Origin of the sequence: Nodularia chucula CCY0103 (genome assembly GCF_963923915.1) — a bacterium.
GTDB classification, from domain to species: domain Bacteria; phylum Cyanobacteriota; class Cyanobacteriia; order Cyanobacteriales; family Nostocaceae; genus Nodularia; species Nodularia chucula.
Window position 1 is genome coordinate 37,249 of record NZ_CAWUOL010000027.1, and the last position, 14,199, is coordinate 51,447.

Annotated in this window: 14 protein-coding genes; 13 read left to right on the plus strand and 1 reads right to left on the minus strand. The window is 43.7% G+C overall.

Annotated features, from left to right (window positions below):
* The first annotated feature begins 8 nt into the window (after positions 1 to 8).
* The 13 genes from gltX (at position 9) to ACM0OP_RS10220 (ending at position 13,083) form a co-directional block, all read left to right on the plus strand.
* Positions 9 to 1,451, plus strand: a complete 1,443-nt coding sequence (gene gltX, locus ACM0OP_RS10160; protein ID WP_414528292.1) for a glutamate--tRNA ligase — start codon at positions 9 to 11, stop codon at positions 1,449 to 1,451.
* A gap of 158 nt (positions 1,452 to 1,609) precedes the next feature.
* A complete protein-coding gene (locus tag ACM0OP_RS10165) occupies positions 1,610 to 2,104 on the plus strand; it encodes a hypothetical protein (protein ID WP_414528293.1) in 495 nt (164 codons plus the stop codon).
* Positions 2,105 to 2,438: 334 nt separating this feature from the next.
* On the plus strand, positions 2,439 to 4,325 hold the full coding sequence (gene ftsH2, locus ACM0OP_RS10170; RefSeq protein ID WP_414528294.1) for an ATP-dependent zinc metalloprotease FtsH2: 1,887 nt from the start codon (positions 2,439 to 2,441) through the stop codon (positions 4,323 to 4,325).
* 264 nt (positions 4,326 to 4,589) lie between these two features.
* Positions 4,590 to 5,543, plus strand: a complete 954-nt coding sequence (locus tag ACM0OP_RS10175; RefSeq protein ID WP_414528295.1) for an RluA family pseudouridine synthase — start codon at positions 4,590 to 4,592, stop codon at positions 5,541 to 5,543.
* 758 nt (positions 5,544 to 6,301) lie between these two features.
* On the plus strand, positions 6,302 to 6,823 hold the full coding sequence (locus ACM0OP_RS10180) for a phycocyanin subunit beta (RefSeq protein WP_414528296.1): 522 nt from the start codon (positions 6,302 to 6,304) through the stop codon (positions 6,821 to 6,823).
* Between the two features lie 79 nt (positions 6,824 to 6,902).
* On the plus strand, positions 6,903 to 7,394 hold the full coding sequence (cpcA, locus tag ACM0OP_RS10185) for a phycocyanin subunit alpha (RefSeq protein ID WP_414528297.1): 492 nt from the start codon (positions 6,903 to 6,905) through the stop codon (positions 7,392 to 7,394).
* A gap of 208 nt (positions 7,395 to 7,602) precedes the next feature.
* The gene (locus ACM0OP_RS10190) at positions 7,603 to 8,463 is read left to right on the plus strand and encodes a phycobilisome rod-core linker polypeptide (protein WP_414528298.1); all 861 of its coding nucleotides are present in this window, start codon (positions 7,603 to 7,605) and stop codon (positions 8,461 to 8,463) included.
* An 81-nt stretch (positions 8,464 to 8,544) separates the two neighbouring features.
* On the plus strand, positions 8,545 to 8,808 hold the full coding sequence (locus tag ACM0OP_RS10195) for a phycobilisome linker polypeptide (RefSeq protein ID WP_414528299.1): 264 nt from the start codon (positions 8,545 to 8,547) through the stop codon (positions 8,806 to 8,808).
* Positions 8,809 to 8,818: 10 nt separating this feature from the next.
* Positions 8,819 to 9,649: a HEAT repeat domain-containing protein gene (locus ACM0OP_RS10200; RefSeq protein WP_414528300.1), complete on the plus strand. Its 831-nt coding sequence runs from the start codon at positions 8,819 to 8,821 to the stop codon at positions 9,647 to 9,649.
* A gap of 198 nt (positions 9,650 to 9,847) precedes the next feature.
* Positions 9,848 to 10,447, plus strand: a complete 600-nt coding sequence (locus ACM0OP_RS10205; RefSeq protein ID WP_414528301.1) for a HEAT repeat domain-containing protein — start codon at positions 9,848 to 9,850, stop codon at positions 10,445 to 10,447.
* Between the two features lie 39 nt (positions 10,448 to 10,486).
* Positions 10,487 to 11,326 (plus strand): phycobilisome rod-core linker polypeptide, encoded by an 840-nt coding sequence (locus tag ACM0OP_RS10210; RefSeq protein ID WP_414528302.1) that lies wholly within the window; start codon positions 10,487 to 10,489, stop codon positions 11,324 to 11,326.
* Between the two features lie 42 nt (positions 11,327 to 11,368).
* Complete coding sequence (locus ACM0OP_RS10215; RefSeq protein ID WP_414528303.1) at positions 11,369 to 12,112, plus strand: phycobilisome rod-core linker polypeptide; 744 nt, start codon at positions 11,369 to 11,371, stop codon at positions 12,110 to 12,112.
* Between the two features lie 203 nt (positions 12,113 to 12,315).
* Positions 12,316 to 13,083: a phycobilisome rod-core linker polypeptide gene (locus tag ACM0OP_RS10220; protein ID WP_414528304.1), complete on the plus strand. Its 768-nt coding sequence runs from the start codon at positions 12,316 to 12,318 to the stop codon at positions 13,081 to 13,083.
* A gap of 393 nt (positions 13,084 to 13,476) precedes the next feature.
* Here ACM0OP_RS10220 and ACM0OP_RS10225 read toward each other — a convergent pair.
* On the minus strand, positions 13,477 to 14,199 hold a 723-nt coding region (locus ACM0OP_RS10225), incomplete at its 5' end, for a tetratricopeptide repeat protein (protein ID WP_414528305.1).

Below are 14,199 nucleotides of genomic sequence, written 5' to 3' on the forward strand. Positions count from 1 at the left end.
AAACAATTGTGACCATTAGAGTTCGGATTGCACCGAGTCCAACCGGTAATTTACATATTGGTACAGCCAGAACTGCTGTATTTAATTGGTTATTTGCTCGCCACCACGGAGGAAAATTTATTCTCCGCATTGAAGATACAGATTTAGAGCGATCGCGTCCCGAATATACAGAAAATATTCTAGAGGGTTTTCGCTGGCTAGGACTGAACTGGGATGAAGGGCCATTTTTCCAATCCCAACGCTTGGATATATATAAAGAGGCGGTAGAAAAACTTTTGGCACAAGGTTTAGCTTATCGCTGTTACACTACTTCCGAAGAATTAGAAGCGCTACGAGAAAGACAAAAAGCCAGAAACGAAGCCCCCCGTTACGACAATCGCCACCGTAACCTGACTCCAGAACAAGAAGCAGCTTTTCAAGCTGAAGGGCGTAGCTGTGTGATTCGGTTTAAAATTGCTGATGACCGAGAAATTGTCTGGAATGACTTAGTTAGGGGAACCATGACTTGGCGCGGTAGTGATTTGGGGGGAGATATGGTCATCGCCCGCGCTTCAGAAGCAGGTATTGGTCAACCACTGTACAACTTCGTTGTTGTCATCGATGACATCGATATGCAAATTAGCCATGTTATCCGGGGAGAAGATCACATTGCTAACACCGCCAAGCAAATTCTGTTATATGAAGCTTTAGGTGCAACAATTCCAAAGTTTGCCCACACGCCTTTAATTTTAAATATGGAAGGGCGGAAACTGTCTAAACGGGATGGAGTTACTTCCATTTGTGATTTTCAGAAAATGGGTTTTACGGCGGAAGCTTTAGTTAATTACATGACTTTGCTGGGTTGGTCACCCCCAGAATCCACTGAAGAAATTTTCACTTTAGATACCGCAGCGCAAAAGTTTAACTTTGAGCGGGTGAACAAAGCTGGTGCTAAATTTGACTGGGCAAAGTTGGATTGGTTAAATAGTCAGTATCTGCATAGTATGCCCACAGATCAACTGACAGATTTAATTATCCCCTTTTGGCAAGCCGCCGGATTTACCTTTGGGGAAGGACGAGAACGCCCTTGGTTAGAGCAGTTGGTGACTTTACTGAGCCAGAGTTTAACTCGTCTGGTAGATGCTGTGGAGATGAGTAAACCTTTCTTTAGTGCAACGGTAGAATTGACAGCAGAAGCTACCGAACAATTACAAAAAGAAGGGTCAGCAGTGGCACTTGAGGCGATTCTGGCAGCTGTGGCCAGTCAACCGGAATTTTCGGAAACCGCCGCCCAAGATATCATTAAGCAGGTGGTAAAAGAGCAAAAACTGAAGAAAGGATTAGTGATGCGATCGCTCCGAGCCGCTTTAACTGGAGATGTTCATGGCCCAGATTTAATTCAATCCTGGTTACTCTTAAATCAGATTAATTTAGATCAGCCACGTTTACAACAGGCGATCGCCGTCAATTAGAGGCAGGGGAGCAGGGAGCAGGGAGCAGGGAGCAGGGGGAAAAAGTTCCTAGTCCCCAGTACCCAGTCCCCAATCCCCAATCCCCAATCCCCAATACCGGGAACTTACGGTGTAAAATTCGTGTCATAAAAAAACACTGAGCAAATTATGTAACCACAATGTCCAAAATAGTGCTAAACCAAGGCATAAGATTATCGTTGATGATCATTACGCTCGGCATGACATCAGTAATTCATCCCGGAGCCGATGCTCAAGACACACCACCGATATTTGGAGATATCACTATCAACCAGCAATTTTCTCCAGATCCTTTCACAGTTAGAGGCATGAGTGGTGGCTCAGTACCCGGTAGAAAAGTGGCTGGACGGGCTGAAACCCCCACTGGCCCTTGTACAGGCTTTGTCGATACAACCCCAGGACATACATTGAATTTAACCAATAGATTTGAGTATTTAAAGCTACTAGTAGAAAGTCCTCAAGATACTACAATGATTGTCAAAGGCCCTGGGGGAACTTGGTGTAATGACGATTTCGAGGGCAAAAATCCCGGTATAGTCGGGGAATGGCTACCGGGAATTTACCAAATTTGGGTTGGTTCATACGAAAAAGACAAATATTTTCCCTATACGTTACAAATCACAGAGGTTGAATAGGGAAAGGAAAATTTGGGAAATGAGATATCTTCATTTCCCACTCAGGTAATTTTTTAGTGGTACAGAAATGCTGTAATGACTGGGATATAGGGCTTGTGGTGGTTTTATCAATCTTTTGATCCCCCCAGTCCCTTCACTTCTGGTGCAAAGTTGTATTAAAATTAAGTTAACTTTAATTAAGATACTTTTTGAGATCGTCGTCATAGCCTTATAGCTATACGATTTAGGATCAAAGATCAAATTAAACAAAATGGCACACCTATCTAGTGACAGGTGATCAGATCATCGGTTCCTAGAGATGGTTAATTGTATTGGCATCTAGAGGCAAATTAAAATGAAATTCTCTTGGAGAGTCGCAGTACTCTGGACATTGCCTGCTTTGGTAATTGGCTTTTTCTTCTGGCAAGGGGCCTTTGCTGGCGCTCCTGCTGACATGAGTAGAAATACAGCTAATACCCGCATGACTTATGGCCGCTTTCTGGAATATTTGGACGCTAATCGTGTTACCAGTGTGGATCTATATGAAGGTGGTAGAACGGCAATTATCGAAGCAAATGATCAAGATATCGAAAATAGTGTACAACGGTGGCGGGTTGATCTCCCCATTAATTCTCCTGAGTTAATTACCAAGCTCAAAGAAAAAAACATTAGTTTTGATGCCCACCCCATGCGTAATGATGGCGCGATTTGGGGACTACTGGGAAATCTAATTTTTCCAATTTTATTGATTACCGGATTGTTCTTTTTGTTCCGTCGCTCTAGCAATATGCCCGGTGGCCCTGGTCAAGCGATGAACTTTGGCAAGTCTAAGGCTCGCTTTCAAATGGAAGCTAAAACCGGAGTCAAGTTTGACGATGTAGCAGGTATTGAAGAAGCTAAAGAAGAACTACAAGAAGTTGTAACTTTCTTAAAACAGCCAGAAAAATTTACGGCTGTAGGCGCACGCATTCCTAAAGGGGTGTTGTTAATTGGGCCTCCAGGAACTGGTAAAACTTTACTAGCAAAAGCGATCGCTGGGGAAGCTGGTGTACCTTTCTTCAGTATTTCCGGTTCGGAATTTGTGGAAATGTTTGTGGGTGTGGGTGCATCCCGTGTCCGCGATTTGTTTAAGAAAGCGAAAGATAACGCTCCCTGTATCATCTTCATTGATGAAATTGACGCAGTGGGTCGCCAACGGGGTGCTGGTATTGGTGGCGGTAATGATGAGAGAGAGCAAACCCTTAACCAATTGCTCACCGAAATGGATGGCTTTGAAGGCAACACTGGTATTATTATTATTGCTGCCACAAACCGTCCTGATGTCCTAGACTCAGCATTGCTACGTCCTGGTCGTTTTGACCGTCAAGTAACTGTGGATGCACCAGATATTAAAGGACGTTTGGAAGTTTTACAAGTCCACGCCCGGAATAAGAAGCTCGATCCTAGTGTATCTTTAGATGCGATCGCCCGCCGGACACCCGGTTTCACAGGTGCAGATTTAGCTAACTTACTCAACGAAGCCGCAATTCTCACCGCCAGAAGACGTAAAGAAGCAATCACCATCCGCGAAATTGATGATGCGGTGGATAGAGTAGTTGCGGGTATGGAAGGTACTCCATTGGTAGATAGCAAGAGCAAACGCTTGATTGCTTACCATGAAGTCGGACACGCTTTAGTGGGGACTTTGTTAAAAGAACATGACCCCGTACAGAAAGTTACTCTCATCCCACGGGGACAAGCACAAGGTTTAACCTGGTTTACTCCCAACGAAGAACAAGGATTAATTTCCCGTTCTCAACTGAAAGCCAGAATTACTGGTGCTTTGGGTGGACGCGCTGCTGAAGAAGTGGTATTTGGTGCGGCGGAAGTCACAACTGGCGCAGGTGGAGACTTGCAGCAATTATCAGGAATGGCGCGTCAAATGGTAACTCGCTTTGGGATGTCTAACTTAGGGCCACTTTCACTGGAAAGCCAACAAGGTGAAGTCTTCTTGGGTCGTGATTGGACAACCCGTTCTGAGTATTCGGAATCCATTGCAGCTCGCATTGATGCTCAAGTCCGCGAAATCGTAGAAGAATGCTATGACAACGCTAAGAAAATTATGCGTGATCACCGCACAGCCTGCGATCGCTTAGTAGATTTGCTCATCGAGAAAGAAACTATAGACGGCGAAGAATTTCGCCAAATTGTCGCTGAGTACACTGAAGTACCTGATAAAGCTCAGTATGTACCCCAACTGTAATTGTTAAATCAGCTAAAAAACAAATTCAATGGGGATGATATATATCATCCTCATTTTTTTATAGGTGGGGATTGGGGACTGGGGATTGGGGACTGGGGATTGGGGACTGGGGATTGGGGACTAAAAATCATTATTTTTTCACAAGCCTATCAAGTAAAATAGGGGAATTTACAAATTTTATATGGCATAAATTGATGTTTTCATTTGTGATAATAAATTCAATATTTTAGTGAATCTCAAGTTTATTTATCAGGCAATAATATTATGACCGCATTTAATTTAGAAGTTGAAGAAACAGGTGTTGGAGAAGCTATTACTAACGGTCAACGCCTTGACCTTTACCTTTCACAAGAATTACCAGAGTTATCCCGTTCTCGCATTCAACAATTAATTGAACAGGGTCAGGTTCAACTGAATAATCAAATCTGCAAAACTAAAAAAATTCCTGTCAAAGTAGGCGATCGCATTATTTTAGAAATTCCAGAAGTCCAACCCCTGCAACTAGAAGCCGAAGATATCCCCCTCGATATTCTCTATGAAGACGACCAATTACTAATTCTCAACAAACCAGCCGGTTTAGTGGTTCATCCTGCACCTGGTCATCCTGATGGGACTTTAGTAAATGCTGTATTAGCACATTGTCCCCATCTTCCCGGAATTGGCGGTGTCCAGCGTCCAGGAATTGTGCATCGATTAGATAAGGATACAACCGGGGCGATCGCCATTGCTAAAACTGACCTTGCATATCACAGCCTACAAGCACAACTCCAAGCAAAAACCGCACGGCGAGAATACTTAGGTGTCGTTTACGGTGCGCCACAAACCGCTACTGGCATCATCGATTTCCCCATTGGTCGTCATCCCCAAGATAGAAAAAAAATGGCAGTAGTCCCTATAGAAAAAGGCGGTAGGTCTGCCATCACTCATTGGCAGGTACTAGAACGTTTAGGAAACTATACATTAATCCATTTTCAATTAGAAACCGGACGTACCCATCAAATTCGTGTCCACAGCGTTAAAATCGGTCATCCCATTGTTGGCGACCCAGTTTATGGTTCTGGTCGTTCTGTAGGGGTCAATTTACCAGGTCAAGCACTGCACGCTTGGCGACTGAAGTTACAACATCCCGTTTCTCAGGATTGGATTTCAGTCACAGCTACCCCTCCTCAAACATTCACTACTTTGCTAGAAATTCTCCGGCGGCGAGTTGCTACCTGAAGCGACGGCACAACCCATAATCGGGATTCCTAATTAGTCCCTAATATTGAGATTTGTAAACTTTTCTCCAGTTTTTCCCTCCCCAAAGATAGACCACAACGACTTATAGCAAAATTAAGCAACATAAAATTAACAACATTTAATAAAAACAGCACTCACTCAGAATACACCCAAAAACTCTCATGTCCTGTATTTTCAACAGTTCTGGAAAAATTAATAAAATATAAAATTTATAAATTCTTCAGGTATTTATCCGAAATGTAAAGCAATATTACGATTTTTTTGGCATTTTCTCAGGCAAAGTCCTTGTATGTAAAGGATTTGAGGGGGTTCTTATTCCGGCATCTTATTTATTCATAATTTGTAACAAATAAAGGAGCTGTGGCATTGTATAAACATAAACTGAAGGGGTTAAATGACAGACAAAAGTCAAACAAAGCAATTAGTTTATACAAATTTGCCGATTTCTCATAAAATAACCCCAGGTTCTCATAATTGCTTGTTGCTCTGGTGACAGGGAATCAAGAGACAAAAGTGAGAAGCGGTTTGATCCCCAGTCTGTTTTTAAACATTCCCAATTTGATTAATCGCTGTTGGTGCAAAAGAGACGCGAGACCCTATGGAGAATCTATAAGACCTGGAATAATTCCGGCAAGACTCAGAGAAATAGGAATCGCTTAAGCTCTAAACCATGCGAAGTTCAAAAAACACCGCCAGTTTTAATCTAGACATCTCAAGAAATTAGGAGATTAAATTCCATGACATTAGATGTATTTACCAAGGTAGTTTCTCAAGCTGACTCCAGAGGCGAGTTTTTGAGCAACGAGCAACTAGACGCTTTAACCAACGTTGTTAAAGAAGGTAACAAGCGTTTAGACGTTGTTAACCGCATCACCAGCAATCAATCAGCTATTGTTACCAACGCAGCTCGTGCTTTGTTTGAAGAACAACCCCAATTGATCGCTCCTGGTGGTAACGCTTACACCAACCGTCGTATGGCTGCTTGTCTGCGCGACATGGAAATCATCTTACGTTACGTTACCTACGCTATCTTGGCTGGTGATGCGAGTGTTTTAGATGATCGCTGCTTGAACGGCTTACGCGAAACCTACCAAGCTCTAGGAACCCCTGGATCTTCCGTAGCTGTAGGCGTACAAAAAATGAAAGAAGCTGCTGTTGGTCTAGCTAACGATCCTAACGGCATCACCAAAGGCGATTGCAGCCAATTGATGTCTGAAGTAGCTAGCTACTTTGATCGTGCTGCTGCTGCTGTTGCTTAAGATTAAGCACAAAGCCCAGCACCTAAACATTTAGGTAATCAGACCAAAAATTTACGAAATACCAAGGAGATTTTAGAAGATGGTTAAAACACCAATTACCGAAGCTATTGCAGCTGCTGATACCCAAGGCCGTTTCTTAGGCAACACCGAACTACAAGCAGTTAACGGTCGTTACGTTCGCGCTATTGCTAGCATGGAAGCTGCTCGTGCTTTGACCTCCAATGCACAAAAATTGATTGATGGTGCAACCCAAGCTGTATACCAAAAATTCCCCTACACCACCCAAACACCAGGACCTCAGTATGCTGCTGACAGCCGTGGTAAAGCTAAGTGCGCTCGTGATGTCGGACACTACCTACGCATCGTTACTTACAGCTTAGTTGCTGGTGGTACTGGTCCTATGGATGAATTTTTGATTGCTGGTTTGGCTGAAATCAACAGCTCCTTCGATTTGTCCCCCAGCTGGTACGTTGAAGCTATCAAATACATGAAAGCTAATCATGGTTTGAGCGGACAAGCTGCTAACGAAGCAAACACCTACTTTGACTACGCTATCAACGCTCTTAGCTAGATAGTACCTTGCCCGGAGAGGGGTGCAAGTGCTGGATGGAATTAACCAGTCGCTCATTTGGGAAACCAAAAAGACCGAACTGGCTCACCTAGCAGTTGGATCTCGCTCCGGGCAGACTTTTATTCAGCAGAGAAATAAAAAATAACAGATTTAGTAAAGTCAGCAGTCGGTATAAATAGCCGAAATGCAAATAAATAGGTGAACCACAATGGCAATTACAGCAGCAGCATCCAGGCTAGGAACAGAGCCTTTTAGCGATGCACCTCGAGTTGAACTGCGCCCTAACGCCAGCAAAGATGAAGTAGAGGTTGTTATCCGCGCCGTTTATCGGCAAGTTTTGGGTAACGACTATTTGATGGCCTCCGAACGTCTCGTAAGCGCTGAATCACTCCTGCGGGATGGTAATTTGACAGTGCGGGAGTTTGTCCGGAGCATTGCCAAATCAGAACTCTACAAAAGCAAGTTTTTTTATTCTAGTTTCCAAACTAGATTAATTGAACTCAACTACAAGCATCTTTTGGGACGCGCTCCCTACGATGAGTCAGAAGTGGTATACCACTTAGACTTGTACCAAAACAAAGGGTACGACGCGGAAATTGATTCCTATATTGATTCTCAGGAATACCAAAATAACTTCGGTGATAGTATCGTCCCGTATTATCGTGGTTTTGAGACTCAACCAGGGCAAAAAACAGTAGGTTTTACCCGTTTATTCCGATTGTACCGGGGTTATGCCAATAGCGATCGCGCCCAAGTAGAAGGTACTAAGTCTCGTTTGGCAGAGGATTTAGCTAGTAATAAATCTTCCACAATCGTGGGACCATCGGGAAGCAACGATAACTGGAATTTCCGTGCTTCCTCAGATGTAGCTCCCAAGAAGAATTTGGGAAATGCTGTTGGTATGGGCGATCGCGTGTATCGCATCGAAGTAACAGCAATCCGTGGTTCTGGCTATCCCAGTGTTAGACGGAGTAGCACAGCAATTATCGTACCTTACGAGCGCCTTTCTGACAAGATTCAGCAAATTCATCGGCAAGGTGGCAAAATTGTTAGCATAACCTCAGCTTAAGCTGGAGTTACTCAACGGCAGTCATTAATGGGGTTTTTCCCTATCAGCGACTGCCTCAACCATATAGGAGATAGAGAAGTAATGTTCGGTCAAACCACACTTGGGGCTGGTAGCGTTTCTTCATCTGCAAGCCGAGTATTTCGTTATGAAGTTGTAGGCTTGCGCCAAAACGCAGAAACAGACAAAAATAAATTCGATATCCGTCGCAGTGGTAGCGTGTTTATCACCGTACCATACAGTCGGATGAACGAAGAAATGCAACGCATTAACCGACTAGGTGGCAAAATTATTAACATTTCCACATTGAGCGCTGATAGCTTAGATGGCGTAGCCGCAGAAAACTAAGATCCTGGCAATGAAAGCACCCAGTGGAGAAGACTATTCAGCAGAAAACACCCCCCAATTGACACCAGAGTTAGCACTGGCCAACCTGCAATCATCAGATTTAAGTCTCCGCTATTACGCAGCTTGGTGGTTAGGCAAATTTAGAGTCAACCGCCCAGAAGTTGTACAGGCGTTAATTGCAGCGTTGGAGGATGAAGCTGACAGAACAGAAATGGGAGGTTATCCACTCCGCCGCAACGCAGCCAGAGCATTGGGGAAATTAAGTGATGTCAGTGCTGTTCCCAGCTTAATTAAGTGCTTGGAATGTTCTGACTTTTATGTCCGGGAAGCAGCAGCTCAGTCTCTGCAAAAGCTAGGTGATAAAACTGCTGCACCAGCACTAATTAAAATGCTAGATGGAGGCTTGGGACAAGCTGTGCAAGTACCAGGTAGACCCCATCTAACCCAACCCTATGAAGCGGTAATAGAAGCCTTGGGAGCTATTGGTGCAACTGAGGCTATTTCTTTAATTTCACCGTTTTTAGGGCATGAAATCCCTGGTGTACAGTGCGCCGCGTCTAGGGCAATGTACCAGCTAACCGAAGACTCTAGTTATGGGGATAGGTTAGTAAAAATGTTGTCCAGTGACGATCTGAAACTGCGCCGCCTAGTTTTGGCAGATTTGGGGGCAATTGGCTATATGCCAGCAGCAGAGGCAATTGCGATCGCCAAAGTAGAAAATAGCTTCAAACTGATGGCCCTCAAAGGATTACTAGAGCATCAACTCACCCCAGAGTTAGATGCCTTATCTGTTTCTGATCATGCTATCCAGGTGATGAACTTGATGGATGGACTCTTGTAATAATTCGTAGTGCCTCTTGCTCCCTTTGGGAGAGCTTCGCTAACAGAGGAGCTTCGCTAACGTAGTTCGTAATGCCTCCTTTCCTGCGGAACGCTACGCGAACAGAGGAGCTTCGCTCTAAGCGCAGCTATGCCGAAGGCTTTACGTAATTCGTAACTACTTCCTATGAATTATCAATCATGAATTGGAGCGTAGGATTTGACTGATGAATTAATCCATGCCGTCACCCTGGCAGATACACCAGAAAAAATGGTGGCGGCAGTACAAAACTTAGCAGCAGCTGAAGATATCGCCGTCATTCCCACATTAATTGCGGTGTTTGGATATAACAACCCAGCCGCAGCAGCAGTGGCAGTGACAGCATTAACAGCAATGGGAGAAATAGCAGTACCACAATTGCTCTCCGAAATCGACGATTATAACTATGGCGCACGGGCTTATTCGATTCGTACTTTAGCAGCGATCGCCGATCCCCGTGCCTTAGACGTTTTAATCACAGCCGCAGCCACAGACTTCGCTCCCAGTGTCCGCCGTGCAGCTGCCAAAGGATTGGGAAATTTAAACTGGCATCAACTCAACTCTCCCCACAGAGAGACAGCCCAGCAAAAAACTTTAGAAACCCTGCTTTTAATTTCCCAAGACTTAGAATGGTCAATCCGTTACGCTGCCGTTGTCGGGTTACAAGCCTTGGCTCAAATCCCTGACTTACAGCAGCCCATTCAGGCTAGACTTCAGCAGATGTTGGTCACTGATCAAGAAAAAGCAATTCGCGCTCGTGTCCAACTAGCTATTGCCTAATTCCTGATTTACATACCATAAAACAAGGAAAAAGTAAATATGTCAATACCATTACTCAATTATTCATTTACCACGCAAAATCAGCGTGTCGAAGGCTACGAAGTCCCCAACGAAGACACACCAACCATATATCGGTTAGCAGATGCTACCTCAGATACAGATATTGATGCCATTATTTGGGCAGCATATCGGCAAATCTTTAGCGAACACCTAATCATTGCCAGCAATCGCCAAAAATTTCTCGAATCTCAACTACGAAATCGGGCAATTAACGTCCGCGATTTTATCCGGGGATTAGGTAAATCTGAAGTTTACCGCACACAAGTAGCAGATATTAACACCAACTACCGCTTAGTTGACATCACCTTAAAGCGGTTTATAGGACGCGCCGCCTACAACAAAGACGAAGAAATTGCTTGGTCAATTGTGATTGGTACAAAAGGATTACATGGTTTCATCGATACCTTATTAGATAGTGAAGAATATCTGGATAACTTTGGCGATGACATCGTACCTTTCCAACGCCGTCGCTACAAAGACCGACCCTTTAACTTAGTTAACCCCCGTTATAGTTCATACTGGCGCGATCGCATGATGTTGGAATCCATCGGTGGTCGTTCCTTCTATAGCGCCCGCACCACAGGCTTTGCTAGTAAACAAGAAATTCGACGCATCATTCCCGCCAATTTCATGAGCATGGCCGGAGAAATTATCGCCCCAGAATGGAACTACCAACGGACAATAGCTACAGTTACCGCCCAAATCAAAGACATCAAGATTCCCGACAACTCCCGTGAAATTGGTACACCCCAACCAACCATGAAACCCGTAGCTGTGGCTCTACCTTATCGTTACATCCCCGCAAATCCCACAAATTAAGACCTGAGCTAAGACATCAAACTCAAACAACTGATAACTGAAATGACAATTCCTTTACTAGAATACAAACCTAGTTCTCAAAATCAGCGCGTTGCTGGTTACGAAGTTCCTAACGAAGACACTCCCCGGATATACCGCATCGAAGACTGTGCCTTTGATAGTGAAGCCCAAGAATTAATTTGGGCAGCCTATCGGCAAGTTTTTAGCGAACATGAAATCCTCAAATTCTATCGCCAAAGCAACCTAGAATCCCAGGTAAAAAATCGCGCCATTACCGTCCGCGACTTTATCCGGGGTTTAGCTAAATCCGAAGCCTTTCGGAATCTAGTTGTACAAACCAACTCCAACTATCGCCTTGTAGAAATTGCTCTCAAACGGCTTTTAGGTCGTGCATCCTACAACAAAGAAGAAGAAATTGCCTGGTCAATCAAAATAGCCACCCTCGGTTGGGATGGATTTGTTGACGCTTTAATCGACTCTCAAGAGTATCAAAGCAACTTTGGCGATAACATAGTTCCCTACCAACGCCGACGGTACAAAGATCGACCCTTTAACCTAGTCACACCCCGCTACGGTAACTACTGGCGCGACAAATTAGAAGATGCCCGCTATAAAGCCGGAGACATCAAAAACTTCATGGAATTAGCCAACTCCATCGAAATCAAGATGCTGAAATTTACTCCAGTAAACCTAGCCAGCATTGAAATTCCCGACATGGCTAGAGATATCAACCCCGAAGGTATTCCCGTTTCCATCAACTCCAGCGCCAATTTCCCCGTCCGGTAAATAGCTGATTGTCAGCTGTATTACTACGACCCCCAGCAAAAATAAGTTTCTTCTTGATACTAAATTGCTGCAAAATTAGCTCTACCCATCAACATAATGGGGGAGAATAAGTAAAGCATCAGTGAGGATTCGAGGATTTAAAAAGCCTTCAATTTTCCCACCTAGCTTTTTGTTTAAATTCTTAATAAGAGGAAGAAAGCAGTATGTCTCTGCCATTACTTCAATACAAACCCAGCAGTCAGAATCACCGAGTCAGCAGCTTTGGTGTAGCTGACCAGAATGAAGATACACCATATATCTACCGCATCGAAGATGTCAGTTCTTACACTGATATTCAGAGTATTATTTGGGCAGCCTATCGCCAAGTTTTTAGCGAACATGAAATTCTCAAATTCAATCGCCAAACAGCTCTAGAATCTCAGCTAAAAACTGGCTCTCTATCCGTGCGTGACTTCATCCGAGGTTTAGCCAAATCTGAAGCCTTCTATCGTTTAGTTGTCTCATCCAACAACAACTACCGTTTAGTAGACATTACCCTCAAGCGGTTATTAGGCCGTGCGTCTTACAACAAAGACGAACAAATTGCTTGGTCAATTGTCATTGGTACTAAAGGTTTTGGTGGCTTTGTTGATGCTTTAGTAGACAGCGAAGAGTACAGCAACAGCTTTGGTGATAACATCGTACCTTACCAACGCAAACGCATGGAAGGTCGTCCTTATAACTTGGTAACACCTCGTTACGGCGAAGACTTCCAAGAAAGAGAAGGTACAGTTCAAACCGATTGGCGCTTCACCTTGGAGAAGTTCTACACCCGCAAGTTCCAAGAAAAACGACTACCCGAAGGCGACCCCCGCAAATATGCGGATATGGCAGAATCCGTTAGTGGTAAGGGTAACTACGCCCAAAAGCTATCTGCATTTGATATTGATTATCTGAATGCAGTTCCTTACCGTGGTGGTAGCAGACGCTAGGATTTAACATCTGACTGTCTAAAATTTTATACTGGGTCTGGTTTTTGCATTGATGTGACGACGGGTTGGCAGTTTTTCTGTTAGCTAGGCGTTACTTTAAGTGGAAACTAGACCCAGTAGCTTTTTGTACGATTAATAATATAGTGTTGGCTTTCTATAAATTTGTAGTGGCGTGGCACGCTTAAAATAGTGCATTATGTTTCTCTTGTGGAACAGGCATCTTGCCTGTTCTGGGAGGGCTAGAAGCCAAACCCACAATATTTATGCTTATGCACAAAATTAGCTCTGTCACGCCAGTAGTTGGGGGCATGGCTGCGCTAAAGCGATAGCGTAACCCACCATGAATATTGATAATTATCTAAGACGTGAAGTAATTTGGTTAGGCGTTCCGATTTACCCTATTAGCAATTTTTGAAACCTTTCATCATTGCGAATGCTGTCAAAATCAGGGTTATATTTCGCTTCCCTCCGACATCGTAAAGCATTGATATTAATTGCTTGTTGTAGATTTTCAAGGGCTAAATTAACAACACCTTGCAAGGCATAAAAGCAAGCTTTAGCATAATAACCACTTTCATCTTGAGGATTTAATTCTAAGGCTTTGTTGCAATTTTCCAAAGCTTCTTGATAGCGTCCTGCGCGGCCTAATATAATACCATTATTCGCCCACCACAATGGTTCTTTTGGTTCAAGTTTTAAAGCTTCTTTGAGATTATTTAATGCTTCGTCATAATCACCTAATAAACTGAGAATTAAACCTTTATAACTGAAAAAATTAGATTCGTTTAATTTTATTCTTAAAGCTTTATCAATACTAATTAGTCCATCTTTATAACGATGTAATTTCGTCAGTACCTCACCTCGATTACTCCAAAGGTCGGGGTCATCATCTTGAATAGCTAAGGCTTTGTTGAAACTATGGAGTGCCTCTTCATGTCGCTCTAAGTTGCCCAACGCTGCACCTCGATTCTTCCAAAGGTTGGGGTCATCATCTTGAATAGCTAAGGCTTTGTCGAAACTATGGAGTGCCTCTTCATATCGCTCTAACTTGAGCAACGGTACACCTCGATTCTTCCAAAGGTTGGGGTCATCATCTTGAATAGCTAAGGCTTTGTC

Bases quoted from the DNA above. Each gene is read 5' to 3' on its own strand.
- cpcA (WP_414528297.1), top strand. From the start codon at position 6,903: ATGGTTAAAACACCAATTACCGAAGCTATTGCAGCTGCTGATACCCAA.
- ACM0OP_RS10210 (WP_414528302.1), top strand. From the start codon at position 10,487: ATGTCAATACCATTACTCAATTATTCATTTACCACGCAAAATCAGCGT.
- ACM0OP_RS10220 (WP_414528304.1), top strand. From the start codon at position 12,316: ATGTCTCTGCCATTACTTCAATACAAACCCAGCAGTCAGAATCACCGA.
- ACM0OP_RS10215 (WP_414528303.1), top strand. From the start codon at position 11,369: ATGACAATTCCTTTACTAGAATACAAACCTAGTTCTCAAAATCAGCGC.
- ACM0OP_RS10190 (WP_414528298.1), top strand. From the start codon at position 7,603: ATGGCAATTACAGCAGCAGCATCCAGGCTAGGAACAGAGCCTTTTAGC.
- ftsH2 (WP_414528294.1), top strand. From the start codon at position 2,439: ATGAAATTCTCTTGGAGAGTCGCAGTACTCTGGACATTGCCTGCTTTG.
- ACM0OP_RS10200 (WP_414528300.1), top strand. From the start codon at position 8,819: ATGAAAGCACCCAGTGGAGAAGACTATTCAGCAGAAAACACCCCCCAA.
- ACM0OP_RS10165 (WP_414528293.1), top strand. From the start codon at position 1,610: ATGTCCAAAATAGTGCTAAACCAAGGCATAAGATTATCGTTGATGATC.
- ACM0OP_RS10195 (WP_414528299.1), top strand. From the start codon at position 8,545: ATGTTCGGTCAAACCACACTTGGGGCTGGTAGCGTTTCTTCATCTGCA.
- ACM0OP_RS10175 (WP_414528295.1), top strand. From the start codon at position 4,590: ATGACCGCATTTAATTTAGAAGTTGAAGAAACAGGTGTTGGAGAAGCT.
- ACM0OP_RS10180 (WP_414528296.1), top strand. From the start codon at position 6,302: ATGACATTAGATGTATTTACCAAGGTAGTTTCTCAAGCTGACTCCAGA.